The 25,352-nt window shown below is 58.4% G+C and carries 20 protein-coding genes; 14 read left to right on the top strand and 6 right to left on the bottom strand.

All coding sequences use genetic code 11. From position 1 onward, the window contains the following. Nucleotides 1-4 precede the first annotated feature (4 nt). The 11 genes from COHPA_RS0108265 to COHPA_RS0108215 all read left to right on the top strand — a co-directional run bounded on the left by COHPA_RS0108265 (nt 5) and on the right by COHPA_RS0108215 (nt 16,482). On the top strand, nt 5-2,884 hold the full coding sequence (locus COHPA_RS0108265; protein WP_027085711.1) for an ABC transporter permease: 2,880 nt from the start codon (nt 5-7) through the stop codon (nt 2,882-2,884). A gap of 3 nt (nt 2,885-2,887) precedes the next feature. Then, nucleotides 2,888-3,775, top strand: a complete 888-nt coding sequence (locus COHPA_RS0108260) for an ABC transporter ATP-binding protein (protein WP_027085710.1) — start codon at nt 2,888-2,890, stop codon at nt 3,773-3,775. 155 nt (nt 3,776-3,930) lie between these two features. Beyond that, entirely contained in the window at nt 3,931-6,420 is a 2,490-nt protein-coding gene (hrpB, locus tag COHPA_RS0108255; protein ID WP_035120382.1) for an ATP-dependent helicase HrpB, read from the top strand. A gap of 152 nt (nt 6,421-6,572) precedes the next feature. Then, nucleotides 6,573-8,333 carry a sensor histidine kinase gene (locus tag COHPA_RS0108250; RefSeq protein ID WP_027085708.1) on the top strand — a complete coding sequence of 587 codons (1,761 nt, stop codon included), beginning with the start codon at nt 6,573-6,575 and terminating at the stop codon, nt 8,331-8,333. After that, complete coding sequence (locus COHPA_RS0108245) at nt 8,326-9,966, top strand: response regulator transcription factor (protein WP_027085707.1); 1,641 nt, start codon at nt 8,326-8,328, stop codon at nt 9,964-9,966. The genes COHPA_RS0108250 and COHPA_RS0108245 overlap by 8 nt, the downstream gene beginning before the upstream one ends. A 102-nt stretch (nt 9,967-10,068) precedes the next feature. After that, nucleotides 10,069-11,469 carry an ABC transporter substrate-binding protein gene (locus COHPA_RS0108240; protein WP_027085706.1) on the top strand — a complete coding sequence of 467 codons (1,401 nt, stop codon included), beginning with the start codon at nt 10,069-10,071 and terminating at the stop codon, nt 11,467-11,469. Between the two features lie 191 nt (nt 11,470-11,660). After that, nucleotides 11,661-12,560 (top strand): carbohydrate ABC transporter permease, encoded by a 900-nt coding sequence (locus COHPA_RS0108235; protein ID WP_027085705.1) that lies wholly within the window; start codon nt 11,661-11,663, stop codon nt 12,558-12,560. Between the two features lie 15 nt (nt 12,561-12,575). Beyond that, nucleotides 12,576-13,448: a carbohydrate ABC transporter permease gene (locus COHPA_RS0108230; protein ID WP_027085704.1), complete on the top strand. Its 873-nt coding sequence runs from the start codon at nt 12,576-12,578 to the stop codon at nt 13,446-13,448. A 52-nt stretch (nt 13,449-13,500) separates the two neighbouring features. Continuing rightward, nucleotides 13,501-14,505, top strand: coding sequence for a glycoside hydrolase family 130 protein (locus COHPA_RS0108225; protein ID WP_027085703.1), 1,005 nt, complete (start codon nt 13,501-13,503; stop codon nt 14,503-14,505). A 14-nt stretch (nt 14,506-14,519) separates the two neighbouring features. After that, nucleotides 14,520-15,905: an FAD-dependent oxidoreductase gene (locus tag COHPA_RS0108220; RefSeq protein ID WP_027085702.1), complete on the top strand. Its 1,386-nt coding sequence runs from the start codon at nt 14,520-14,522 to the stop codon at nt 15,903-15,905. Further along, entirely contained in the window at nt 15,868-16,482 is a 615-nt protein-coding gene (locus tag COHPA_RS0108215; RefSeq protein WP_027085701.1) for an SGNH/GDSL hydrolase family protein, read from the top strand. Before COHPA_RS0108220 ends, COHPA_RS0108215 begins: the two co-directional genes overlap by 38 nt. Before the next feature lie 335 nt (nt 16,483-16,817). On the opposite strand, the gene COHPA_RS0108210 is transcribed toward COHPA_RS0108215, so the two are convergent. Next, the gene (locus COHPA_RS0108210; protein ID WP_027085700.1) at nt 16,818-18,152 is read right to left on the bottom strand and encodes an ABC transporter substrate-binding protein; all 1,335 of its coding nucleotides are present in this window, start codon (nt 18,150-18,152) and stop codon (nt 16,818-16,820) included. Between the two features lie 178 nt (nt 18,153-18,330). Between COHPA_RS0108210 and COHPA_RS0108205 the strand changes: the two genes are divergently transcribed. After that, nucleotides 18,331-19,002, top strand: coding sequence for a tetratricopeptide repeat protein (locus COHPA_RS0108205; RefSeq protein WP_027085699.1), 672 nt, complete (start codon nt 18,331-18,333; stop codon nt 19,000-19,002). A gap of 82 nt (nt 19,003-19,084) precedes the next feature. Here the strand turns inward: COHPA_RS0108205 and COHPA_RS24295 are convergent, their stop codons facing one another. Continuing rightward, nucleotides 19,085-19,456 carry a hypothetical protein gene (locus COHPA_RS24295; RefSeq protein ID WP_027085698.1) on the bottom strand — a complete coding sequence of 124 codons (372 nt, stop codon included), beginning with the start codon at nt 19,454-19,456 and terminating at the stop codon, nt 19,085-19,087. Nucleotides 19,457-19,926: 470 nt separating this feature from the next. Between COHPA_RS24295 and COHPA_RS0108195 the strand changes: the two genes are divergently transcribed. Next, a complete protein-coding gene (locus COHPA_RS0108195) occupies nt 19,927-20,286 on the top strand; it encodes a hypothetical protein (protein WP_027085697.1) in 360 nt (119 codons plus the stop codon). After that, complete coding sequence (locus COHPA_RS0108190) at nt 20,262-21,158, top strand: RluA family pseudouridine synthase (RefSeq protein WP_027085696.1); 897 nt, start codon at nt 20,262-20,264, stop codon at nt 21,156-21,158. Before COHPA_RS0108195 ends, COHPA_RS0108190 begins: the two co-directional genes overlap by 25 nt. Here COHPA_RS0108190 and COHPA_RS25500 read toward each other — a convergent pair. From COHPA_RS25500 to COHPA_RS0108165, 4 genes are read right to left on the bottom strand one after another with little or no spacing between them, the layout of a single operon-like run. After that, nucleotides 21,124-21,882, bottom strand: a complete 759-nt coding sequence (locus tag COHPA_RS25500) for a hypothetical protein (protein ID WP_156926617.1) — start codon at nt 21,880-21,882, stop codon at nt 21,124-21,126. The genes COHPA_RS0108190 and COHPA_RS25500 overlap by 35 nt on opposite strands. Before the next feature lie 51 nt (nt 21,883-21,933). Beyond that, the gene (locus COHPA_RS0108175) at nt 21,934-23,097 is read right to left on the bottom strand and encodes a hypothetical protein (RefSeq protein ID WP_027085693.1); all 1,164 of its coding nucleotides are present in this window, start codon (nt 23,095-23,097) and stop codon (nt 21,934-21,936) included. Then, nucleotides 23,087-24,268, bottom strand: a complete 1,182-nt coding sequence (locus tag COHPA_RS0108170) for a glycosyltransferase family 4 protein (RefSeq protein WP_027085692.1) — start codon at nt 24,266-24,268, stop codon at nt 23,087-23,089. Before COHPA_RS0108170 ends, COHPA_RS0108175 begins: the two co-directional genes overlap by 11 nt. Further along, on the bottom strand, nt 24,265-25,308 hold the full coding sequence (locus COHPA_RS0108165) for a nucleotidyltransferase family protein (RefSeq protein WP_027085691.1): 1,044 nt from the start codon (nt 25,306-25,308) through the stop codon (nt 24,265-24,267). The genes COHPA_RS0108170 and COHPA_RS0108165 overlap by 4 nt, the downstream gene beginning before the upstream one ends. Nucleotides 25,309-25,352: the final 44 nt, after the last annotated feature.

Below are 25,352 nucleotides of genomic sequence, written 5' to 3'. Positions count from 1 at the left end.
AACCGTGGCCTTATTCGTCATGATTATTCGCAAAATGATTCAGAACAAGTGGCTCGTCCTCAGCATGTTCTTCGGCATTCTGATGACCGTCGCGCTCGTGAGCACGATGCCGATCTACTCGGAGGCGATTCTGTCCCGGATGCTCGTCAAAGACCTAGAGACGTTCCAGAAGGATCGATCGCTCTATCCGGGAGCGCACTGGTCCAGCGTCGGATTCTATAACGAGCCTTTGGATAAAAAGCAGCGTATTCTCCAAGAGCTCGACCAGTTCATGCAGGACAAGGCAGCGCCAAGCTTCGGCATTCCGGTGACCGAGCTCGTAACGGAGCGGCGCACGAAGCCGTTCGTCTTCGTTCCGGAGGAAGGCGTCGAGGATACGAGGAAATCGAAGCCGAGCGCGACGCTTCGCTCCTATACGGACTTGGAGGAGCATATTACGCTCGAAGACGGAAGAATGCCGGCGAAGGAGCCGGTGAACGGCGTCTACGAGGTGCTCGTCACGAACGGGGCGCTAGCCAAATTCAAGACCGTTCTGGACAAAGTATTCGTCGTGCAGGACGACAAAGTCGCAAGCACGATTAAGATCAAACCGGTCGGCATCGCCGCGAAGAAACGGGACGACGACCCGTATTTCAGAAGCGCGGGGCTCGCCGATTGGAATTCCGCGTTCCTTATGAACGATACGCTGTTCGATCGGGAGATCGTCAGGGGGAATAAAATCCCGCTGGCCTTAAGCAGCTGGTTCTTCGTGCTCGATTACAGCCAAATGAATTTGCGCAACGTCAACGCTTTTATCGATACGGACCAATCGATCCGCGACTTCGTCAAATCGCGCGTCGTCGTTTTCCAGGCGGATTTCAACGTGCCGGCGCTGGATACGATCACGAAATATTTCGATCGGGCCAAGCAGCTCGATAAGCTCATGTGGTCGCTCAACGTGCCGGTATTGATCATGCTCGGTTTCTACATGTTCATGGTATCCAACCTGATTACCGACAGGCAGAAGAACGAGATCGCCGTCTTGCGGAGCCGAGGCGCGGCAAGGTGGCAGATCATGGTTTCTTTCGCGGTCGAAGCGATGATCCTTTGCTGTATCGCTCTCGCGGCAGGGCCGTTCATCGGACTCGGACTGACGAAGGTGTTAGGCTCCTCGAACGGATTCCTGGAGTTCGTCCAGCGCACTTCGATGAACGTAAGATTGAATCCCGACGCGTATAAGTACGGAGCGATCGCCGCCGGCGTATCGTTCGTCATGATGCTCATCCCGGCGCTGCTCGCGACGCGCGTGACGATCGTCGGCCATAAGCAGCAGATGGCGCGTTCGATGAGAATGCCGCTCTGGCATAAGGCGTTCCTGGACGTGCTCGCGCTTGGTTTAGCCATCTATGGGCTTTACTCGATTCGCAACCGTCTGGAAGACATCCAGAGACTCGGGCTTAACGCCGACGATCTGAACATCGATCCGTTGCAATTCGTGCTGCCCGCCCTGTTCGTCGTCGGAGCCGGACTGCTTCTTCTTCGGCTGTACCCGTACGTGTTAAGGCTGATCTATTGGATCGGACGTAAATGGTGGCCGCCTTCCTTGTACTCGACGCTCATTCAGGTAGGCCGCTCCAATAGCCAGTACCAATTCCTGATGGTTTTCCTCATCATGACGATCGCCATCGGCGTCTTCAGCGCCGGCGCGGCGAGAACGATCAACGCCAACACGGAAGACCGGATTCGCTATGGCAACGGAGCCGATTTCGTGACGCAGGCGAACTGGCCGAACGACAAGCCGCCGCCGGTGACGGGACCGATGGGGGGGCCTCCGACGACGGAGCAGCCTATACCTAAGGTGATTCACTATATCGAACCGTCTTTCGATCCCTACACGAAGCTGCCGGGCGTCGAGCATGCGGCCAAAGTGTTCGTGAAGCCGAACGCCAGCTTCGGCGCTGGATCGGGCACGGGAAGCGCGATGCTGATCGGCATCGATACGGACGAATTCGGGCAGACGACGTGGTTTCCGGACAATCTGATCGATCATCATCTGAACGAGTATTTGAACCTGATGGCGACCGATACGAGAGCGGTGCTCATCTCGAAGACGCTCGCCGAGCAGAAGGGCGTGAAGGTCGGCGATTCGATCAACGTCGGGTGGGAGAACATCCAATCTCAGCCGTTCATCGTGTACGGCATTATCGATTACTTCCCGACGTTCAATCCGAATCCGCCGACGGGGTCGATTAACGTGGCGGACGCCGCGAAGAAAAACGCGCCGATGCTCATCGTCGGCCATCTGGGACGGATTCAGTTCCAATTGGCGCTTGAGCCGTATCAAGTATGGATGAAGATGAAGCCCGACGCTCCGACTAGCGAGCTCTACAAGGGGATCGAAGAGAGCAGGCTCGACATATTCAGCGTCGTCAACTCGCGAGAGCTGCTCGCCAAAGCGAAGAACGATCCGTTCCTGCTCGCCCTCAACGGCATATTGACGCTCGGGTTCATCATATCCATCGTCATCAGCTTCGTCGGCTTCCTGCTCTACTGGATTTTGTCGTTGAAGGGACGCACGCTTCAGAACGGCATTATGAGGGCGATCGGGTTGTCGCTTCGCCAACTGATCGGCATGCTGGGACTTGAACAGCTTCTGACGTCCGGGGTGGCGATCGGGATCGGGGTTCTCGTCGGCAACGTCGCCAGCCGCCTGTACGTGCCGAACTTCCAATTCGCCTTTAATCCGAGCAGCCTCGTGCCGCCGTTCAAGGTCATGTTCGATGCGGCCGATTTCTTCCGACTCTATTCCATCGTCATTATCATGCTGTTGCTCGGGCTGGGCATCCTGTCTTTCATGCTCTCCCGCATCCGCGTCCATCAAGCGCTGAAACTAGGGGAGGACTAATCGATGATTCACTGCGAAGGCTTGGTCAAAATATACAAAGCGGCGGATCTCGAGGTGTTCGCGCTCCAAGGGCTCGATCTGACGGTAGAGAGCGGAGAGCTTATGGCGATCATCGGCAACAGCGGAAGCGGCAAATCCACGCTGCTGAACATGCTGGGAGGGCTTGACCGGCCCTCCGCCGGACAACTGACGATCGACGGGAAGAACATGCTGAAGATGAACGAGCGCGATCTTGTGAGATACAAGAGGGAAAGCGTCGGGTTCGTGTGGCAGAACAACGCGCGCAACTTGATTCCGTACTTGACGGCGCTTGAGAACGTCGAGCTGCCGATTCTGCTCAAGGGCAAGCGCAAGCGGATGCGGGCGCTCGAGCTGCTCGAGGCCGTCGGTCTCACCCATCGGAAGAACAACAAGCTGCAGGAGCTGTCGGGCGGCGAACAACAGCGGGTGGCGATCGCCATCGCGCTGGCGAACCATCCGAAGCTGCTGCTCGCCGACGAACCGACGGGCTCGGTCGACTCGAAGATGGCGGATCAAATTCTCGACCTGTTCCGCGAGTTGAACCGGACGATCGGCATTACGATCGTAATCGTTACGCACGACCCGCTGCTCGCGAAGAAGGTGGACCGCGTCGTCGCGATCCGCGACGGCAAGATCTCCTCCGAGATGCTGCGGCGCAAGTCGTACTCGGAAGAGCTGGAGGAGCTGGAGCGCGGGATCAAGCAGGCGGAAGGCGATTCCCACGTCGAATACGCGATTCTTGACCGCGCGGGTCGGCTGCAAGTGCCCGCGGCGTTATTGGAATCGATCGGCGTCAAAGATACGAACAAGGTCAAGCTCGAATTGGTAGAGGGCAAAATCGTGCTGACTTCGCCGGAGGAAGCGTCTTGAATACGGATCGCTAAGTGCAAGCCTTTGCGAACGCTCGGTCATGCCGAGTCGCAGCAAAGGCTTTTTCGCGTGGCCGGGGATCGTCCTGTTATAATAATAATGATAGATTAACGATTAGCCGCGAAGGAAGCGAAGGAGAGTTCGTTCCATTGACGATAGATAAGCTACCTATAGAATCGGTACTTCCGGATCTAAGGCGAGGGCTGGAAGGTCACGCCAACGCGGTGCTGATCGCCGCGCCCGGCGCGGGCAAGACGACGCGCGTACCGCTGGCTTTGCTGAACGAGGCATGGCTCGCAGGCAACAGGATCATCATGCTGGAGCCGAGGCGGCTGGCCGCCCGGAGCGCCGCGAAATACATGGCTTCCGCGATCGGCGAGGCCGTCGGGGAGACGGTCGGATACCGCGTTCGGATGGATACGAAGGTCGGTCCTCGGACGCGGATCGAAGTCGTTACCGAAGGCGTGCTCACCCGGATGCTGCAGGACGATCCGGCGCTCGACGGGGTAGGGCTCGTCATCTTCGACGAATTCCATGAACGCAGCCTTCAAGCCGACTTGGGGCTGGCGCTGAGCTTGCAATCGCAGGTGCTGTTCCGCGAGGATCTGAAGCTGCTCGTCATGAGCGCTACGCTCGAGGCGGAGCCTGTCGCGAAGCTGCTTGGCGACGCTCCCGTCGTCGTCAGCGAAGGGCGCGCATATCCCGTTGAGACGATCTATCGTCCGCATGCCGCGGGCACGTACTTGGAGGATGCGGTCGCATCCGCTGTAGTCGATGCCTTGCGGGCGCACGAGGGGGACGTTCTCGCGTTCCTGCCGGGCATCGGCGAAATTCGAGCGGTAGAGGCGAAGCTGGGCGGCATGGTCGCGGGGATGAACGGGAGCGGCGGCGTGCGGATTCACCCGCTGCATGGAAGCCTGCCGATCGGGGAGCAGGACGCGGCGATCGCGCCTAACCGGACCGGCGGCCGCAAAGTCGTGCTGTCCACGTCGGTCGCGGAGACGAGCTTGACCGTCGAGGGCATTACGGTCGTCATCGACGCCGGACTCATGCGCGTGTCGCGATTCTCTCCGCGTACGGGGATGTCCAGACTCGAGACCGTTCCCGTGTCCGCGGCATCGGCGGACCAGCGGAGGGGACGCGCCGGCCGCTTAGGTCTGGGGACGTGCTACCGCTTATGGAGCCGCGAGGAGCAGGATCGGCTCGCCCCGCGCGGCATTCCCGAGATCATGGAGGCGGATTTATCGCCTTTGCTGCTCGAGCTGGCCGTCTGGGGAGTCCGCGATCCGGCCGAGCTGGCATGGCTCGATGCGCCGCCGCTCCCTGCCCAACAGCAAGCGAAGGAGTTGCTGACGCAGCTTGGCGCACTGGATGCGGGAAGCGGCGCAATCACGGCGCACGGCAAACGCATGAGCGAGCACGGCGTCCATCCGCGCGTCGCGCACATGCTGATTAAGGCGCTGCCGCTCGGTTTGGGCGCGATCGCTTGCGAGCTTGCGGTGCTCCTGAGCGAACGGGATATCGTTAAAGGGCGCGCGGGCGCCGACATCAGGCTGCGGTTAGATGCGCTCCACGGAAGAGGCGGCACGACAGCGGACGAAGGCGCGCGGCGGAGGCTGCTGGACGAAGCGGGAAGACTGAAGCGGGAGCTAGACGTAAAAGGCGAAGGCGCAGGCGCAGCGGACGACTGCGGTTTGCTGTTGGCTTTCGCCTATCCCGATCGCATCGCTCGCCGGCGCGATACCGGCAAGTATTTGCTCAGCGGGGGCAGAGGAGCGGCGTTCGCAAGCGGACAAGCGCTATCCGGGGAAGAATGGATCGTCGTCGCGGACGTGGACGATGCCGGCACGGACAGCCGAATCCGGCTGGCGGCCCCGCTCGCCTATTCGAAGCTGCTCGAGCACTTGAAAGAAGATATTGATGAGGAGACGGACGTGTATTGGGATTCGGAATCCCATTCGGTAAGAGCGCGAACGCGACGGAGGCTCGGGGCGATCGTGCTGGAAGAAACCCCGACGAACCGGCCTCCGGCAGAGCTCGTGCTTGCCGGGCTGCTGAAGGGCATTCGGGCAGAGGGTTTGGGTATACTGCCTTGGACGCGCGCGGCTCGGCAATATCAGGAACGCGTCGTGTTCGTGCGTCATCACGATCCGCAATGGCCGGATCTTTCCGACGATGCGTTGTTGGAAGGCCTGGAAGAATGGCTCGCTCCTTATGTGGAGGGGATGAGAGGGCGATCGGATTTGCAGCGCCTTAACGTCAAGGAGCTGCTCGAAGCGATGCTGAACTGGGAGCAGAGACGCTTGCTCGATACGTACGCGCCGACGCATTGGACCGTGCCAAGCGGCTCGCGCCTTCCGATCGATTACGCGGACATCGAAGCTCCCGTGCTGGCCGTTCGGCTGCAGGAGCTGTTCGGCCTGCCCGAGACGCCTTGCATCGCGGGAGGGCGCGTAGCGCTAACGCTGCATTTGCTGTCGCCGGCGCAGCGCCCCGTGCAAGTGACGCGCGATCTGGCGAGCTTCTGGCGCAGCGCGTATTTCGAGGTTCGCAAAGATTTGAAGGGACGATATCCGAAGCACTATTGGCCGGACGACCCCCTCGAAGCCCAGGCGACGCGCCGGGCGAAGCCTCCGGGTCGGTAACCTCGAGCTTTTCTCGGGATACCGCTTCAGCCCCATCGCACAATATTTTTAGTGAAATCGCCGCCCAAGCCAGTCGCTATACCGCTCCTTGCCCGTAGCTGCGAGCGTCTACGCTAGTTGAACGAAGACGAGAACGAATACGGAGGCCAGCCATGAAGATCGGATCTAAGCTATCGTTTCGCAATAAGCTGCAGTCCGCGTTCATCGCGCTCGCGATCCTGTCTATTCTCATTACCGGATTTTTCTCCTACACGACGACGGCGAACATTCTGGAGAATAACGCGCTTAAGCTAACCCAGGACAGCGTCGTCAAATCCGCGCAGATCGTCGACGAGAAGTTGAACAAGCTCATGCTCGTCATGATGACGTTTATGATTAGCAGCTCGTTCCAGAATATGCTTAAAGACGCGACGAGCGGCAACGACCGCGCTTACTTCACGCATTTGACCAACATGGATAACGTGTTCTCTCAAGCCCGCATCGCGGAGCCGCTCATTCAATCGATCTATATCTCGACGCCCATCGGAGAGTTCTATCCGCTCTCCATGAACCGGAACCGGGCGACCGCATTCGAGGATACGCAGCTGTACCGGCGCATCGCGGAGGAGAATCGCAACGTCTGGATCGAAGGACACGAGGATCAGCTGTTCACGGGCAAGCGCCGCGTCGCCTCGCTTATCCTGCAGCCGATAGCGGAATATCCGGCCAAGGACGTTTATGTCGTCGTTAACGTCAGGGAGGACGGCTTGCGCCGAATCGTCGGATCGTCGAGCGAAGGGAGCTCTTCGCGATTCCTGCTCGATGCAAGCGGCGACCTTGTCTATAACGAGTCCGATCCGCTCATCCGCCAGACGGCGGAGACGGGGCTCGTCGCGGGAATGGCCGGAGAGAACGCGTCGGGCTATACTTCTTTCGATCTCGATAACAAGACGTATTTGCTGAACTTCGCGAAGCTGGAACTGAACGATTGGACCGTCGTGGCGATTCAATCCAAAGCATACGTGCTTAAAGATTTGAACGTCGTCAAATGGACGATCCTGCTGATTGCGGGCTTAAGCCTCATCGTCACCGTCCTGCTCTCGGAATGGTTCACGAGATTCCTGCTTCGTCCGCTGCAGCGGCTGCAGCTCGTCATGAAGCGGGTCGAGAGCAACGATCTTGCCGCCCGCTTCGAAAGCCGTGACAACGAAGACGAGCTTGCGCAGCTCGGGACGAGATTCAACCGCATGCTGGAGCAGATCGTGCTGCTCATCGACGAGGTGAAAGCGGCGGAGGCGAGCAAGCGATCGGCGGAAATCAAAGCGCTATCTGCCCAGATGGATCCGCACTTCCTCTATAACACGCTCAATACGATCTACTGGAAGCTGAAGCTGAATCAGGTCGAGCATTCCCAACGGATGGTTGTGGCGTTGTCTCGCCTTTTCCAGATCGGACTTAACAAAGGACAGGAAATGACGACCCTGCGCAACGAGATCGAGCACGCTCGCCAATATCTCGCGCTTCAGGGCGACTGCTACGAGAACCTGTTTCGATACGAGATCGCGGTACGGGACGAAACGCTGCTGGAACAGCCCGTGCCGCGCATCATCGTTCAGCCGTTGGTCGAGAACAGCATCCTGCACGGCTTCGACAGCATGGAGACGGGCGGCGAAATCGCGATCGAGGCGGATCTCGGACCGAACGAGGGCCAATGGTTCGTTCGCGTGAGGGATAACGGACGCGGAATGGACCCGTCTGCGGTCGGAAGCCTTTATGCGCAGGAGGCCGGCCATGGTTACGCCGTAAGCAATCTGTTAAGCCGATTGCAGCTTTGTTACGGCGACGAGGCCCGATTAACGGTGCATAGCGGAATCGATGAAGGGACTACGGTCGAGATCGTCATGCCATGGAGAGGAGAGGACAAGCATGAATAACCGGGAACCCGTCCGCATGGTCATCATCGACGACATTAAGAGCGTTGTCGACGGGCTGACCTCCATCGAGTGGACGTCTTGCGGGGTAGAGGTCGCAGGCGTATCGGCCAACGGGCTGGACGGCCTCGCTCTCGTGAGCGAAACGAAGCCGGACATCGTCATTACCGATATTCGGATGCCTCGCATGGACGGATTAACGATGCTGAAGGAAATATTGGCGTTGAAGCATGCTTGCAAAGTCATCTTGATCAGCGGATATTCCGATTTCGAATACGCCAAGCAAGCGGTTCAGCTTGGCGCCTTCGACTTTGTCGTCAAGCCGTTCACGGAGGAAGAGATCGTCGGCGCGGTCGTTAAAGCTCGGGACCAAGTGCTGGAGGAGCGGACGAAGGTAACGGGAATCAAGGAGATGGAGCGAAGACTGAGGGAAAGCATGCCGCTTCTGCGGCAAGAATACTTCACGTTGCTCGTCAACCATCGAACGCCATGGGAGCAAGCGGCTAACCGGTGGGCGTTCTTGAACGTCGGCCTCGAGCCGCGGGGATTCGCGGTCATGCTGCTGTCTGTCGACGGATTCGAGGAGCATGCGGCCGGACAGAACGTTCACGAGGTCGAGCTTGTCCGGTTCTCGCTTCAGAACATCGTCGAGGAGACGGTCGGCAAGCACGCGAAGAGCGTCGTGTTCCGCTTCGGCGTCAACCGGTTCGTCGCGGTGCTTAACGAACCGACCTTATTCCAAGTCGGGGAAATCGCGGAGCGATGCTGCCAGAATATCGCGCGGTTCACGAAGTTCACCGTCTCGATCGGCGTCGGGGGTACGGTCGAACACGTGCACGAGCTCCCGGACTCGTATAGGCAGGCCGAACGCGCCCTTGCCTATCATCTGTTCACGGGCGGCAACGGCGCGGTCGGGTACGACGCCGTCGCCAAGACGGGCGGGCAGGAGCCGGTCGGATTCGACGGCAAGGAAGAGCTGCTGCTCGTCCTCCGTTCCGGCAACGGAGAACGGGCGTCGGCGCTCCTCGCGGACATCTCGCGATCGCTCACGATGGCCGATCCTCAGCCGAATCCTCTGTATTCGCTCAGCTTGTACGAGGAACTCGCGGCGTCGGCGATCCGTACGCTGTACGAGCTGGTCCCTTATCAAGAAGCGCAGCCGCTCGTCGATCGCTATCGCGCGGCCCGGGAATCGGCGGGCTCGACGCTGACGGGATTGGAGCAGCGCATTCACGCGCTCGTGCGCGGAGGGGCCGACCTCGTTAGGGATAATTCGTTGTCGGAAGGTCAGGCGATCGTCTACAAATCGCTCGATTTCTTAAAGAGTCAGTTGGACAGTAACGCGGGAGTCACGGTGGCGGATTGCGCGGCATGCGTGCACTTGAGCGCCAGTTACTACTCCAGCCTGTTCAAGAAGGTAACGGGGATGACGTTCACTCAATACGTAACGTCGGAAAGAATCAACAAAGCGAAGGCGATGATCGTCGGCGGCATGCCGGTGCAAGACGTCGCCGCGGCCGTCGGGTACGAAGAACGAAGGTACTTCAGCGAGATGTTCAAGAAAGCGACGGGAATGACGCCGTCGGAGTTCCGCGAGAGCTACTTCCGGAGTTCGACTCCTTCGGACAGACAATGATTTTGTCGCCCTGAATAGTGGACTCGCCGCACGTTGCCTCCGATGATCCCCTTCTATAATGAGGACGTAGCAACCAAATCACGGCAAAGAGGGGTTAGTCACATGTGGAAAAAAGCGCTAGGTATCGGACTGGTCACCGTAATGGCCGCTTCGACGGCAGCATGCGGCAATTCGAATTCGAACGATAAGGAATCCGCACCGGCAACATCGACGGCTTCCGCGACGACATCGGCTTCGCCGTCCGCTCCGTCCGGAGAGAAGAAAGTCATTGCGTACTGGACGGACGACCGTCACGATCAAGAGTATATCAAGCAAGTCATCGACGAATTCAACGCGAACAATACGGATAACATCGAAGTGGAATTGACGGTGCTGTCCGAGAATTACAACCAGAGCGTCGATATCGCCTTCTCCAGCAACCAGGCGCCGGATCTCCTCCGCCTCAAGAGCGCGAACACGGGAACGTTCGTGAAGAAGGGCTATCTTGCTCCGCTCGACGAATATATGACCGACGAGCTGAAGGCGAAATTTTCTTCCGTTATCCTTAACGACGTCAACGTGTTCGGCGGCAAGCTGTACAGTCTTCCGAACTCCGGGCTGACGCTGCGGCTCGTGTATAACAAGGATTTATTCCAACAAGCGGGTATCGCGAATCCGCCGAAGTCGCTTCAAGAGATGGTGGACGACGCGAAGAAAATTACCGAGATGGGCAAGAAAGACGGCGTATACGGGTTCGCGCTCAACTTCAAAAATCCGAAAAGCGCTTTCGAACGCTCGGTGCGGGAAATTCTATCGCTCAGCGGCTATCAAGGCTTAGGCTTCGATTTCAAAACCGGGCAATTCGACTTCGGCCCATACAGCCAAGTCATCGAATACTTCAAACAGATGCAGGATGACGGAAGCATCATTCCGGGCGCGGAGACGCTGGATATCGATCCGATGCGCGCGCAATTCGCGGCAGGCAAGATCGGCATGTACCTCAGCTTCTCGACCGAACCCGGCGTGTACAAGGATCAGTTCCCGACGACGATCAATTGGGGCGGGGCGCTTGCGCCGACGCTCGACGGTCAAATTAAAGGAACGTCCGAGATCGTATCGGCTGGTACGTGGCTCGGTATAAGCGACAAGTCAAAGAACAAGGACGCTGCTTGGAAGTTCATGGAATACATGCACCAAGACAGCATTCTAACCGCCTACCATGAGAAAGGCTTCGGCATCTCCGTCGTGCCGTCCATCGCGGCGAAGGCGAAACAGCCGGACATCGCGGGAATGGAAGGCTTCCTCGTCGGCGAGAACGATTCGTTGTGGCCGGCAGCTCCGAGCGTAACGCCGGAAGGCGCGAACTACGGGGATGCATTCTTCAAATACGTTCTGAGCGGCGGGAATTTGCAGGACATTACGGCGGATCTGAATGCCCGCTATAACGATGCGCTGTCCAAAGCAGTCGCCAAGGGCGACGTAACGGTAACGCCTGATCCGGCGTTCGATCCTGGCAAGCTGTAAGGAAGAGCACGATGTAAGGGAGGCTTTCGCGCGCGAGCGTCGAAAGCCTCTTTGTTTTTGCCGCGCACGGCTGTACCTGACGTCATGAACCGTCATTTTGTAGCCCTGGATAGTGAATCCGCCGTACGCGCCAATCCGCCGCCGCTTCCTATAATGAAAGAAGCAAGATTTAGAAGAAAGGGGAATGGGAGATGACACGTTGGGGGAAATGGCGGGAAAATTCCCTGTTTCTGCTTCCTAGCGTCGCGCTGACGTTGGCACTCGGTATTTATCCGCTGGCGTGGGTGCTTCGCTACATGTTCTACGAGTATGCCGGGTACGGCCAAGAGACGTTCATCGGGCTCGACAATTTCGAACGGCTATGGAGGGATGACGATTTCTGGGCATCCGTCCGCAACACGTTCGTATTTGCCGGAGGCAAGCTGCTGCTTACGATACCGGTCTCGTTGCTGCTCGCGGTCATATTGAACGGCAAGCTGAGAGGCAAGCACGTGCTGAGAGCGGTATTCTTCATGCCGACGGTAATCAGTACGGCCGTCATCGCGGTTGTTTTCTACATTATCTTTAATTCCTACAACGGAATGATTAATCAATTGCTCCTGACGAACGGCGCCATCGCGGAGCCGATCGCGTGGCTGGGACCTAAATTCGCGATGCTGACGGTCATAATCGTGGCGGCGTGGGGAGCGATCGGCAACTATATGCTGTTGTTCCTGGCGGGGCTGCAGAGCATTCCTCATGACTTGTACGAAAGCGCGTCGATCGACGGCGCAGGTCCCGCACGGCGGTTCTGGAGCATTACCGTACCGATGCTCGGGCCGGTCATGCAGATCATCATCATGCTCGCGATTATCGCTTCGTTGAAAGGCTACGAGAGCATTATGGTCATGACCGAGGGCGGTCCGATCGGCAAGACGGAAGTCATGTACCTCTACCTGTACAAGCTGTTGTTCCCGATCGCGGGCTCCGGCACGCCGGTCGATCAGCAATTCGGCTACGGCAGCGCGGTCGGCTTCGCGACGGCGCTCATCGTAGGCGTCATCACGGCAGCGTACTATTACATGTCCAGAAAAATGAACAAAGTTTACTAGGAGGCGGGTTATTCCATGCGCGAACATACATTAAAAGGCGGCCGATCGGCCACCCGTCTCCCGGTCATCGCCGGTAAAGTCATCGTTTGGTTATTCCTGGCGGCCGTCGCCGTCGTCACCGTATTTCCGATCCTCATGACCGTTACGGGCTCGCTCATGACGAATGCCGAATTGCTGGGCGGCGGCAACATCCTCCCCAAGAGCTGGCAGTTCGGCAATTACGCGGATGCTTGGCGGCAGAGCAACTTCGCCCGGTTCACGTGGAATAGCGTCTTCCTTAGCGTCATGGCCACCGTGGGCACGCTGCTCGTTGCAGCGATGGCTGCCTACGTCGTCGATCGCAGAAGCTTTCCGGGCAAATCGCTGTATATAGGCTTGCAGGCTTCGACGATGTTCATCTCGATGGGGGCGATCGTGCTTCGTCCGCAGTTCGACCTCATGGTCAAGCTGGGGTTGAATACGTCGCTATGGGGCGTCATCCTGATCCTCATGAGCGCCCACGCGAGCACGTTCTTCATTCTGCTTAGTTTCCTCAAGGCGATCCCTCGGGAAATCGACGAGTCGGCCATGATGGACGGAGCGAGCTTCACGAGGAGCTTCTATCGGATCATTCTTCCGTTATTGGCTCCAGGTCTTGGCGTCTCGGGGCTATTCGCCTTCCGTCACGCTTGGAACGAATATATATTGCCGCTCGTCTTCACGATGACGAATCCGAAGCTGCAGACGTTAACCGTCGGCCTGGCGAATTTGAGATACGGCTCTTCGGCCGCGATGCAGACGAATCTGATGATGGCGGGGGCATGCCTGTCGATCGTGCCGATGCTGATCGTTTACGTCTTGGCGAATCGCACGTTCATGCAGGTGACGGCCGGCTCTATCAAAGGCTAATCTTTAACCGTTCGAATACGGGAGATTCATTCAACATTGGAGGGTGTGCACCATGAACGAACAACGAATCGGCACGCTAGTCTCGAGCCCGATCATCCGCCGTCATCCGGCGAATCCGCTGCTTGAGCCCAAGAATGTGCCTTACGGGCCTGCGATGGTGTTCAACGCGGGCGTCGCCAAATACGAAGGGAAATACGTGATGGTCTTCCGCAACGACTACGGCAACGCCGAGAACGAGACGATCGAGCCGCACGCGACGACGAATCTGGGACTCGCGTATAGCGACGACGGCATCCGATGGGACGTGCAGCCCGCGCCGTGCTGGAGCTGGAACGACGAGGAAGTCGTTCGCGTGTACGATCCGCGCCTTACCGTCATCGACGGCAAGTGCCATATGTGCTTCGCGGTCGATACGAAGCACGGCTTGCGCGGCGGTATCGCGATTACGGAAGACTTCAAGACGTTCGACATTCAAAGCCTGTCGCTGCCGGACAATCGCAACATGGTGCTGTTCCCCGAGCGGATCGGCGGAAAGTACGTGCGGTTGGAGCGCCCGTTCCCGGTTTATAGCCGCGGCGGCATCGATCGCTTCGACATGTGGATGAGCGATTCGCCTGATTTACGCTATTGGGGCAACTCCAGTCTCTTGCTCTCCGTCGAGCAGGTACCGTTCGCCAACGACAAGGTCGGTCCGGGCGCCCCGCCCGTCAAGACAAGCCATGGCTGGCTAACGACTTTCCATGCGGTGGATCTCGACCGCTCGCGCGGGAAGAACGGCTGGGAGCCGTCTTGGAAGAAGCGATATACCGCAGGGATCATGCTGCTGGATCTAGAAGATCCGAGCAAGATCGTCGGCATGTCCCGCAAGCCGCTGCTCGCGCCCGAAGCGGCCTATGAGACGAGCGGCGGGTTCCGCAACGACGTTATTTTTCCGGGCGGCATGATTCTCGAACCTTCGGGTGAAGTGAAGATTTATTACGGAGCGGCGGATACCGTCGAGTGCTTGGCGTCCGCGGACGTGAACGATTTGGTACGAATATGCCTCGAAGGCGAATGACGGGAGGGACGGAAATGAGAGCTATCGAAGTTACGCTGCCGGAGACATCCGTGCCCGTATCGCGGGAAGCGGACGTTGTCGTCGTCGGAGGAGGCGCATCGGGCATCGCTTCCGCGATCAGCGCGGCGAAAGGCGGCGCGCGCACGTTGCTTATCGAACAGAGAGGGTTTCTCGGCGGAATGGGTACGGTATCGCTCGTGCCGGCTTTCTGCCCGTTCACGGATAAGGTGAAGCCGATCGTTCGCGGGATCGGCATGGAGCTGATGGAACGGATGAAACTCGCATGCAACGCGGAATATCGCGAGGCATACGCGAATACGCTCGATTGGGTGCCCATCGACCCGGAGACGCTGAAGCGGGTGTACGACGACGCGGCGGTCGAGAGCGGCGTAGAGCTCCTGTTCCACACGTTCGTATACGACGTGCTCATGTCCCCAGACGGGCGAACGATCGAAGGGATTGTCATCGTCAACAAATCCGGCCGTTCCGTCGTACGCTGCAAGTATGTCATCGACGCGACCGGCGATGCCGACATCGCGGCGCTTGCCGGGGTGCCGTTCCAGAAAGGAAGCGAGCAAGGAGAGCTCCAACCGGGATCGATGTGCTATTACGTCGCCAACGTGGACCGCAAGCGGTTCAACCGCTATGTAGAGGAGACGGGCGATACCGGGCAGTTGCACAGGACGGTGGAGCGCGCGATCGCCGAAGGCGCCCTGCCGGAAGGACGCAAGTCGATCTCCGGCCTCGCTTGGGTGAACGATTACCTGGTCGGCGTGAACTTCGGACACGTGTTCGGCATCGACGGCACCCGCGCGGAGGATTTGACGCGCGGCGCCGTCGAAGGCCGCCGTCTCGTCGAGCGGCAGATGCAATTCTTCCGCGCGTACGTGCCGGGCTTCGAGCATGCGCATCTCATCGCGACGGGCGAGCAGGTGGGCATTCGCGAGACGCGGCGCATTCAAGGCGATTACGTCTTGACGGCGGAGGACTTCATGAACGCCCGCTCGTTCCCGGACGATATCGCGCGCAACGCTTATTATATCGATATCCATCTGGCGAACAGCAAGGGCAGCATGACGTTCACGCATCTGAAGCCGGGACAGTCGCACGGCGTGCCTTACCGCTCGCTTCTGCCCGTAGGCGTCGACAACCTATGGGTGCCCGGGCGCGCGGCTTCCGCGGACCGGGCGGTACAGGGATCGCTGCGGGTCATGCCGAACTGTTTCGCCATGGGGCAAGCGTCGGGCACCGCGGCGGCCATGGCGCTGCGCGGAAGAGGCGGATCGCGGGATATCCAGGTCGCGCAGCTTCGCAGCGCGTTGCTGGAGCAGGGCGCATGGCTCGGCGAAGGAGGAGAAGAAGGTGAACTGGCAAGGGAAAACATGGGCGACGCTAGGTGACAGCATAACGGCTGCGAACGGTTATCAGCCGCTGGTCCGGGAAGCGCTCGGCTTTGCAGATGTACGCAACCACGGCAAGAGCGGGTGCCCGATGACCGCGGGCGGGGATACCGATGAAGGGTCGACATACCGGGTCGGTCTCGGTATCGAATCGGTACCCGACTGCGTCACGATCTTCGCGGGAACGAACGATTACCGGCTCGGCAAGCCGCTCGGCAGGCGGAACGAGGGAGATCCTCAGACGTTCGTCGGCGCATACGCCGGGCTGATCGAGGGACTGCTGGCGCGGAATCCCGCGGCTCGGTTGAATTTGTGGACGCCGCTGCAGCGGGATAAGGACGGATATGATACCGAAGCGCCAAACGCGGCGGGACACCGGTTGTCCGAATACGTCGAAGCCGTGCTGGCGCTCGGCCGCGAGTACAGCCTTCCCGTGCTCGATCTGTACGCGGAGAGCGGGTTCACCAAGCTGACGCTGCCATTGTTCACGTTCGACGGCTTGCACCCGAACGACCGCGGCCACGAGCGGATCGCTTCGCTCGCGGTGCCGTTCCTTCGTCGAATCTCGGATCAATAACGGTCAAGGGGGTGTCCCAAAGGTCGATTAGACCGAGGGACGCCTCTTTGTTGTTTACTGATCGATATCAACTAAGCCAACGCAGCATCATCGCTCGACACTAACTGCATGAATGGCAGGTATTCTAGTCAATGGGATACTCCTTGACCTGTAAACGGTACGAAGTGCAGTTATTCTGTAGAAAATGAGAGTTCGGACGGTTTCGGCGATAATGAGGAGTATTCGATGCAGCTATTCAGTAGAGGAATGACGATAGGGTGATAAAGAACTGTACTCCGTGCAGTAGCGAAAGGCCCCTGTAGCCGCCTATTTCGGGAAAGCCTCTTTTAATCTTACTATTCGCTTGTATCGGCCGTCGTCTCGCCGACGGCGGCAGCCGCGGCCTCTTCCTCGTCTTTCGCGCGCAATTCCGCCAATTTAGCGTCGATGCCTTGGGCCATATCTTGCAACGTAGGAACAAGCTCGCTAACATCTTCTTGCATCATAAGCATAAAGTGGTTCGAATAGTACCCCATCGCCTCGCCCCATCCGCTCGATTGCATGACCGCGCGTTGTTGCGAATAGGGGAGCAGTTGATAGTCGAGGGCCAGCGAAGGATTGACATCGGCACCGCTGTTGTCGAACACTTTCTTCGAAATGCTCATCCCGATTCGCAACGCCTCTCTTGTTATTTCGTTGTCTTCCATCGTCAATGCGATAATATATTTTAATGCGGCTTCAGGATTCAAACTAGACGAGTTAATGTTGAACATCGTTACGTACGGAGCGCTGACGATATAGTCTCCATTTATGCTCGGCAGAGGAACGATTCCGATATCGGCGTTCGCGGACATGAAGCTGTTGATAATCGGCGTTGCGGAAACGACCATTCCCGTCGTTGTACCGATCTGCGACAAGTCCCCGGTAGAGTCGGGATCGAGAGCGCCGCTGTCGGCAAGCCCTTTCAACCACGCCATCGTACCGACCGTCACAGGACCGTCCATGTAACCGGAAGTCTGTTTTCCGTCGGGTGATAGGAACGAGCCGCCTCTGCTCAAGACGATCGACTCGATATATTCCGAATACAACGGGAAGCTAGCTCCGTATACGGTTGTGGAATCCGCGCCGTTCGCCTCTTTGAGGGCGATGGCATCGGACTCGAACTGTTCCCAAGTCCAATTCGGACTTGGCTCGGCCAAACCGGCGTTGCCATACCACGATTTGCTGTAGGCGACCGCCATATGGTTAGCGGTTAGAGGGATCCCGAGCAGTTTGCCGTCCACTGTCGCCATATCAAGAAGACTACTCGGGAAATATTGCGTAATATCCACGTTCGCTTGCTCCAGCAGAGGATTCAAGTCGTACAGTTTTCCCGCGTTCTGAGGCTTCGTCAGCTCGTATGGTAGGGCCCAGTAAATGTCCGGCTTCAGTTCGATGATCTTGTCCGCGTATTGGTCATGGGGCACTCGCACCAAGTTAACGATAAGTCCGGGATTTTCCTGCTCCACGAACGTTTTGCTTTTATCCAGCAATGTGTTCACCTGCGAACCTAGCGCGCTCGCGCCTTGATCGTCCACGAGCACCGTGATCGCGACTTCCTCGAACTTCGGCTTTGCATTCGAGCAGCCGGTAAGAGCTACTGCGGTTAGCGCCGCCGCGAGCAGAATGCCGATTATTGTGCTTCTCCCCATCTTGGAACCTATCCACCTCTCCTAGTGTATATCTTATTGACGTAAATTGTGGAAATCGGTTTCATGATTTTGGAGAACGATAGAGAGATAGACCATACGATTAGGATACTGTGATATGATGATTGATAACGACAGTAGATTGGCGCGAACGCCAACACTGGGAGGTACGAGGTCAATAATGAGTAAGCTATTAGCGTTCGGAGCGTTATGGTGGTTGTTCGGAAATCCTTTCGTCGCCGTATTGGTCTTGCTCGTCATCTTCTATTTTTTGGAGCGGCGCTATATCGGATTATCCCCAAGCATCGTGCGCCCGTTGAAACGCAGAAGCGCCATCTCCAGATGGAGGCGGCACATTCAGATGAGTCCTCACGACGTGTCGGCGAAATCGGAGCTTGCGAGGCTGTTAATCGAACGCAAAAGCTATGCGGAGGCGCGCGGGATCCTGTCCGGGATCGAGACGCAGATGGATCATTCCGCGGAATATTGGAGCGACATCGGCACTTGCGATTTGGCGCTCGGCAGGTTGATAGAAGGGGAACGGGAGATGGAGCAGGCGCTGGCCATCAGCCCGAGAGTCAAATACGGCCAGCCTTATTTAAGGTTGGCGGAATCGTTCGCTAAGACCGAGCCCGAGAAGGCGATCGGGTGCTTGCAGCGTTTCAAGGACGTAAACTCGTCTTCCTGCGAAGCTTATTATCGGCTAGGCACGATCTATGACGGCCTCGGCCGGGCCGACGATGCGAAACTCGCGTTTCGGGAGTGCACTCAGCTTTACCGGACGCTGCCGCGTTACATGAAACGGCACGAGCGTAAATGGGCGATTCGAAGCATGCTGCGCAATCGTAAATAACGTAGTCAAGGGGCTTCCTCCTCGGTCTTGGCGACCGTCTGAGAAAGCCCCTTTGCACGGAAACGGATCGGTAGGAATGATGTCAGTCTACGACGGACTCTTCGCTAACGGCTTCCGATTCGTCCGCGGCAACTTCCGCCAGAGCAGGCTCGTCGGCTTCTGCCTCTGCCGTCACTTCGGCTTGTTCCGCTTCCGCTTCAACCGATTCCTCGGCTTGCGCCTCGGTTTCTACCGCTTCCAGCTCGGCTTCTACCGCTTCGGACTCGACTTCCGCTGCCGCTTCCGCTTCCACGGATTCCGCCTCCGCGACGACCTCCTCGGTTGCTTGTTCCGCAGCTTCAGCTTCCTCGGCTTGAAGGCTGACTTCGGCCTCCTCGGCCGCCGTTTCTGCCTGAGCGTCTTCTGAAGACGCTTCCAATCCTTCAACCGCTACTACTTCTTCGTTTTGATCCATTTCGAATACCCTCCCGAGAAGTGATTAAGGGGACAAGCCCCCTAAAATCAACGTTATAACGGAAGTCAAAAACTGGCAACGGTGTTATTTTGTAACTTAATGGCGCCTTTGATCGAAAGCGGGACAAGTCGCGTTTTTCCGTTATTTAACGGCAGAGGTTCCTATGAAGGTCGAAAAGTTGAAGCATAGTGAAAGAAGGATAACGCTGTCTGAGCATGGCGTGCGCAGGGGTTATTCAACACCGCGCGGCGACGAATACTTCCACGCGCAAGCAAAGTCTAGAAGAGCGAAATGGAGCTAGCAAGCTTTTCCTGTCCTATTTTTATAGGTTTTGTAAACCCTTAGCTTTGCGCTGAGCTTGCGGTTAAGGCGCGAAGTTTGACAAGGCTGGTCAGTTCCCGTATATTGTTCGTGATTCGGCGCGGCACGACCGTGCCCGTACGGGATAAATTCGGAGGTAAATCGCATGAGTGGAGCAGGCAGAGGGAGATCGGGCGGTTCCGATCGCGGCGGACGAAACGGCGGCAGATCGGGCCAAGGGGGCCGTAGCGATTACGCAGGCCGCGGGGGCAGAGGCGATGGCGCCGGACGAAGCGGACGGAGAGACGGCGCCGGACGTCCGGGACCAAGCAAAGGGGCAGGGCGATCCGGGCCGCATGATCGTACGGCTAGAGACGGTCGCGGCGAGAGCGTCTCGCGAGGCGGAAGCTTCGCGAGAGGAGGAAGCAAGGACGGCGCGGGGCGGACCGGCGCGTCCGGAGGCGCTCCGGTTAGAAACGGATCGCGTCCGCAGGCGCAGCAGGCCATGGTCCATCCGTCGTCCCTGCTAAAGATGGGTCGGATTAAAGGCGAATGGATGGAAATACGGCTTCCTGATTATTTGGCTGGCGCGCCGTTAGCGAAGGTGACGGCTCATCTGCCGTTGCCGCCGAAGCATATCTCCAAGCTGCTGCAGGCGCGCGGATTATTGCTTCAAGGACCGAATTTGCGTCTGCACCTGTTCCCTCGCGAGCAGCGCGATTTTCCGCCGGACTGGATGGAGCTTAATATTTTATACGAGGATGAATTTACGCTTGTCGTCAATAAACCTGCGGGAATCGAGGTTCATCCGAGCGAGCACGGCCAGAGGAAGACGTTGGCGCATGCGGTAGCCGCCTATTACGAGATGTCCGGGCAAGACATCCGCGTTCGCCACGTCCATCGGATCGACAAGGACACGACGGGCCCCGTCCTCTATGCGAAGAACGAGTTTGCCCACTACCAATATGACAAAGCGATGCGCGAGAAGAAGACCGAGCGGATTTATTTGGCGCTCGCCGAAGGATACGTGGAAGGAAATAGAGGCACGATCAACAAGCCGATCGGACAAGACCGCCATCACTCGACGAGACGCCGAGTCAGCGATACAGGCGAGCATGCGGTTACGCATTTCGAGGTCGTCGAACGGCTGCGCGACCATACGCTCGTAAGGCTGCGGCTCGAGACCGGCAGGACGCATCAGATCAGGGTGCACCTGTCCTCGATCAACCATCCGCTGGCCGGAGACGGCATGTACGGCGGTTCGCGAGGCGTCATGTCCAGGCAAGCGCTCCACGGCGAGCAGCTCATCTGGAGCCATCCGTGGACAGGGGAAAAGCAATCGGTTCGCGCGCCGCTGCCGGACGATTTCAGCGAGGCGCTGAACAAGCTGCGGCAGGATTAATGGAGAGCGGCGAAGTAACGTTGCGTGGCAACGCTAATGCGAAGGTGTGACGGGAGAGCGGCGAAGCAACGTTGCGTGGCAACGCTAATGCGAAGGTGCGACGGGAGAGCGGCGAAGCAACGTTGCGTGGCAACGCTAATGCGAAGGTGCGACGGGAGAGCGGCGAAGCAACGTTGCGTGGCAACGCTAATGCGAAGGTGCGACGGGAGAGCGGCGAAGTAACGTTGCGTGGCAACGCTAATGCGAAGGTGTGACGGGAGAGCGGCGAAGTAACGTTGCGTGGCAACGCTAATGCGAAGGTGTGGCGGAAGAGCGCCGCAGTAACGTTGCGTGGCAACGCTAATGCGAAGGTGCGACGGGAGAGCGGCGAAGTAACGTTGCGTGGCAACGCTAATGCGAGGGTGTGGCGGGAGAGCGGCGAAGTAACGTTGCGTGGCAACGCTAATGCGAAGGTGCGACGGGAGAGCGGCGAAGTAACGTTGCGTGGCAACGCTAATGCGAAGGTGCGACGGGAGAGCGGCGAAGCAACGTTGCGTGGCAACGCTAATGCGAAGGTGCGACGGGAGAGCGGCGAAGCAACGTTGCGTGGCAACGCTAATGCGAAGGTGTGGCGGGAGAGCGGCGAAGTAACGTTGCGTGGCAACGCTAATGCGAAGGTGTGGCGGGAGAGCGGCGAAGTAACGTTGCGTGGCAACGCTAAGCTAATGCGACGAATCTGGAGCATCTAAAAGGCGTCCTGCAGTCATCTCGATGATGACGGCGGGACGCCTTCATTTTACCGATCTCTGCAGATCGCAATCGTCATTAAATAGGATATCGTCGATTCCGCGCCGCAGTTCATATTCGGCCCGTAGCGCGTCAGCCCGTCGCAGCAGCTCCCGTCGGATGCGTCGACGAGCGGGGCGTGGAGGTCGTTGCGGCCGTAGAACCAATCCCGGCAAAGGTCCCGGAACGCGCGGTGATCGACGATGCTGTCCGGAAGACCGCCCGCCGCGAAGTTGCCGACGAGCACGCCTCGATCGTCCCGTTCCGCCGGCTGCAGAACCGTCGCGGCTTCAGCCAGCGCCAGCGCGAGCTTGAACACCTCCAACGGCTGCTGGTCCCATCGGCTCGAACGATTTCGCGTGCACCAGCTTTCGTTGCCGATCGGGCGAAGCCAACCTTCCTCGGCCAGCATCGTTTCCAGCAGAAAAGCCAGGCTTTCGAGCCCCGCCGCGAGCGTTCCTGAGCGACGGGTATACCGGTACGTACGAAGCATGGCCCAGGGCAGAACGCCGTTGCCGTAAGTCATGGCGGGCTCGAACCATCTCCATTCCCCGTCGTTAAAGTGGCTGAATGCGCGTGCGAGCACGCCTTCGTATCGATCCATGTGGTACAGCAGCTCTAAGCGAATGTCGCCCGGAAGGGCGATCACGCCGCGATCCGACGCATCCAGCAGATGCGCGCAGGCGGCCATCGCGAACGCTTGCCCTCTGTGCGAATCGATGCTGCCGAGCGTCGGCATCGCGCGCGCGACGATCGCCTTGGCGGTTTCGCGCGAAGATTGAGACAGCCGCACCCAAGCGTCGGCGCATGCCCAGATCGCACGGCCTTGGCAATCGTGGGAGCGTTCTTCCCGTTCGGGCGTCCGATCGTAAGCGATATTGTTATGAATCCAGCCGTTGTCGTTCTGGCTCCATAGCAGGTAGGCAATGTATATATCGGCAAGACGTTCAAGCTCGGAGCGCTCGCTCGGGAGAATCCGGCTGTCGTCGCCCGTGAGCCATTCCGTCGCCGTCCATAACGCGCGGGCGTTGTCGTCGGCGGTATAGCCCTCCTTGCGGCGCGGGATTCGCCCTAGCGCATGCTCGAGCAAGCCGGTATCGTCCGTCAGTCGGCGCAAATGGACGAACGAAGGGCGTTGATCCGGGCGCGGCAGCGAGCGAAGCTTAGACGACATCCGCGATTCCTCTCGATTGCCGATCGATGAGCTGCCGGAACAACCGCAAATGCTGCGCCCCCACATGCGGCCAATGCATCCCTTGTCCGATTTCCGACATGACGCGCTCCCATTCCGCAAGCATTCCCGGCGTCGTGAAAAGCTCGATCAATTTCTGTCCCCACTGATCCGAGTCCCCGAACGGAAGCAGCATCTCCTCATGTCCTTGAACCAAATCTCTCGCATATACATAAGGCGTAGACAAGATCGGACGGCCTAAACCCGCCGCATACGCGAGCGTGCCGCTCGTAATCTGAGACAGGCCGGGATAAGGCGTCACGTATAGATCGGAAGCCGCAATCATCGAGGCAAGCTCGTCCTCCGGCACGTAGCGGTCGATCCATTGCACGTGCCGGTTAAGTCCGAGGCGATTGACGAGCGTTAACAGCTCGTCCCGGTAGGCTTCGCCTTCGTGCTTGCGGACTTCGGGATGGGTCTGCCCGGCGACGACGTACAGCAGCTCGGGAACTTCGCGGACCGCGCTTTCCATGGCCTGCAGAATGAGCTCGATGCCTTTGCTGCGCCCAAGAAGGCCGAAAGTGAACATGACTTTGCGCTGATCCCAACCGTTATCCCGGCGTATCCGCGCTCGATCGACGCTGCCTAGAACCGGCGTGCCGTGGGGAATGAACGATATTTTAGCGGGAGCGATCTCGAATCCGTCCTGCAAATAGCCGATGCCTTTGCGGTTCATCACGATCAGATGATTGCTCCAATGCGCGATCTGCTTCTGCACGTCCGAGTAAGGAGCGGCGGGCTGTTCGAATACGGTGTGGAAAGTCGTGACGACGGGCTTCTTAAGCCTGCGAATCAATTCGATCGCGTAATGGCCGGCTTCACCGCCGAAAATACCGAATTCATGCTGCAGCGACACGACTTCGGCGGCGCTGTCGTTAATGAGATCGGCGATGTCGCGATAGTCGCTTAGGTTCACCTTGACGAGCGGATGCATCCAGGGCTCCCGATAGTCGGGCAACTCATCCGCGTTGCACATCGCGACGACGGGATCGGGAAGCGAGCCTTCTTTGGCTTTGGAGACGGCTTCCCGCAGATGGTGCGTGTAAGTAGCTAAACCGCATTTTTTCGGAACGTAAGTGCTGACGTAGGCGATTTGCGGATATTTGGCGTTCATTGACGATTAACCTCCAAGTTACGATTACATACGGCTTCGTGAAGAATATGGGGACCGGCTTGCATCCCGGAACCGAAAATACAATTGTTAAGCTGCGCGCCCGCGCGAACTCTGCAGCGATCCCACAGGATGGAGTTGGATAAGCGGACCTGCCCGCCGATTCGGCTTCCGTTGCCGATAACGGCGTACGGACCGATGATGGACCGGTCTCCGATCGTCACGTCGTCGCCGATCATGACGGGCGGCACGATCAAGACGCCTTGACCGATCCGAACGTCGTTGCCGAGCCATATCCCTTTGTCGTCCATCTCCTGTCCGTCGATGCTGACCGGAAAACGGCGATCGAGCAAATCCCAATGAAGCTGGCGGTAACGTTCCGTCGTGCCCATGTCCATCCAATACCCGCCGATCGGATGGCCGTACACGCCGCTTCCGTTGGCGATCAGCAGCGGGAACGTTTCTCTCTCGATAGACGCAGGCTTGCCGTACGGAATAAGGCCGAGCGCCCTTCGTTCCAGAATGTATATGCCCGCGTTGATCAGATTCGAAGGCGCCTCGTCCCGCTTCGGCTTCTCGACGAAACGGACGATTTCCCCGCTGTCCAGCTGCTCGACGACGCCGTAATGCGACGGATCGTCGACCTCCGTCAGGCAGATCGTCGCCGCCCCTCCGTGCCGTTCATGGAATTTCAAAGCGGAAGCGAGATCGACTGAGTGAATAATATCCGCGTTGACGACGATAAACCGATCGCCCAGCAGATGTTCCGCGTTCTTGATAGCGCCCGCCGTGCCGAGCAAGTCTTTCTCGACGGCGTATTCGATGCCGACTCCGTATTTAGAACCGTCGCCGAGGTAGCCTTCGATGAGCTCGCGGTAATGTTTGACGGCGATGACGAATCGTTGCACGCCTTGTTCCCTATAATTCAGCAGCAGATGCTCCAGCCAGGGGCGGTTGCCGACTAACGCCATCGGCTTCGGAAGATGTTCCGTCAGGGGGCGAAGCCTGGTACCGAGTCCGCCGGCGAGTAACAGTGCTTTCATGTGGGATCAACCTCCGTTATTTCAAGTGTTCCCCGGAAAAGCGT

The sequence above is a fragment of the Cohnella panacarvi Gsoil 349 genome (assembly GCF_000515335.1).
In the GTDB taxonomy this organism is placed as follows: Bacteria; Bacillota; Bacilli; order Paenibacillales; family Paenibacillaceae; genus Cohnella; species Cohnella panacarvi.
This window is presented reverse-complemented; position numbering and strand designations above follow the sequence as displayed.

Bases quoted from the DNA above. Each gene is read 5' to 3' on its own strand.
- COHPA_RS0108190 (WP_027085696.1), top strand. From the start codon at position 20,262: ATGGTCCATCCGTCGTCCCTGCTAAAGATGGGTCGGATTAAAGGCGAA.
- COHPA_RS0108170 (WP_027085692.1), bottom strand. From the start codon at position 24,268: ATGAACGCCAAATATCCGCAAATCGCCTACGTCAGCACTTACGTTCCG.
- COHPA_RS24295 (WP_027085698.1), bottom strand. From the start codon at position 19,456: ATGGATCAAAACGAAGAAGTAGTAGCGGTTGAAGGATTGGAAGCGTCT.
- COHPA_RS0108245 (WP_027085707.1), top strand. From the start codon at position 8,326: ATGAATAACCGGGAACCCGTCCGCATGGTCATCATCGACGACATTAAG.
- COHPA_RS0108260 (WP_027085710.1), top strand. From the start codon at position 2,888: ATGATTCACTGCGAAGGCTTGGTCAAAATATACAAAGCGGCGGATCTC.
- COHPA_RS0108175 (WP_027085693.1), bottom strand. From the start codon at position 23,097: ATGTCGTCTAAGCTTCGCTCGCTGCCGCGCCCGGATCAACGCCCTTCG.
- COHPA_RS0108205 (WP_027085699.1), top strand. From the start codon at position 18,331: ATGAGTAAGCTATTAGCGTTCGGAGCGTTATGGTGGTTGTTCGGAAAT.
- COHPA_RS0108250 (WP_027085708.1), top strand. From the start codon at position 6,573: ATGAAGATCGGATCTAAGCTATCGTTTCGCAATAAGCTGCAGTCCGCG.
- COHPA_RS0108220 (WP_027085702.1), top strand. From the start codon at position 14,520: ATGAGAGCTATCGAAGTTACGCTGCCGGAGACATCCGTGCCCGTATCG.
- COHPA_RS0108225 (WP_027085703.1), top strand. From the start codon at position 13,501: ATGAACGAACAACGAATCGGCACGCTAGTCTCGAGCCCGATCATCCGC.
- COHPA_RS0108165 (WP_027085691.1), bottom strand. From the start codon at position 25,308: ATGAAAGCACTGTTACTCGCCGGCGGACTCGGTACCAGGCTTCGCCCC.
- COHPA_RS0108210 (WP_027085700.1), bottom strand. From the start codon at position 18,152: ATGGGGAGAAGCACAATAATCGGCATTCTGCTCGCGGCGGCGCTAACC.
- COHPA_RS0108230 (WP_027085704.1), top strand. From the start codon at position 12,576: ATGCGCGAACATACATTAAAAGGCGGCCGATCGGCCACCCGTCTCCCG.
- COHPA_RS0108235 (WP_027085705.1), top strand. From the start codon at position 11,661: ATGACACGTTGGGGGAAATGGCGGGAAAATTCCCTGTTTCTGCTTCCT.
- COHPA_RS25500 (WP_156926617.1), bottom strand. From the start codon at position 21,882: ATGCTCCAGATTCGTCGCATTAGCTTAGCGTTGCCACGCAACGTTACT.
- COHPA_RS0108240 (WP_027085706.1), top strand. From the start codon at position 10,069: ATGTGGAAAAAAGCGCTAGGTATCGGACTGGTCACCGTAATGGCCGCT.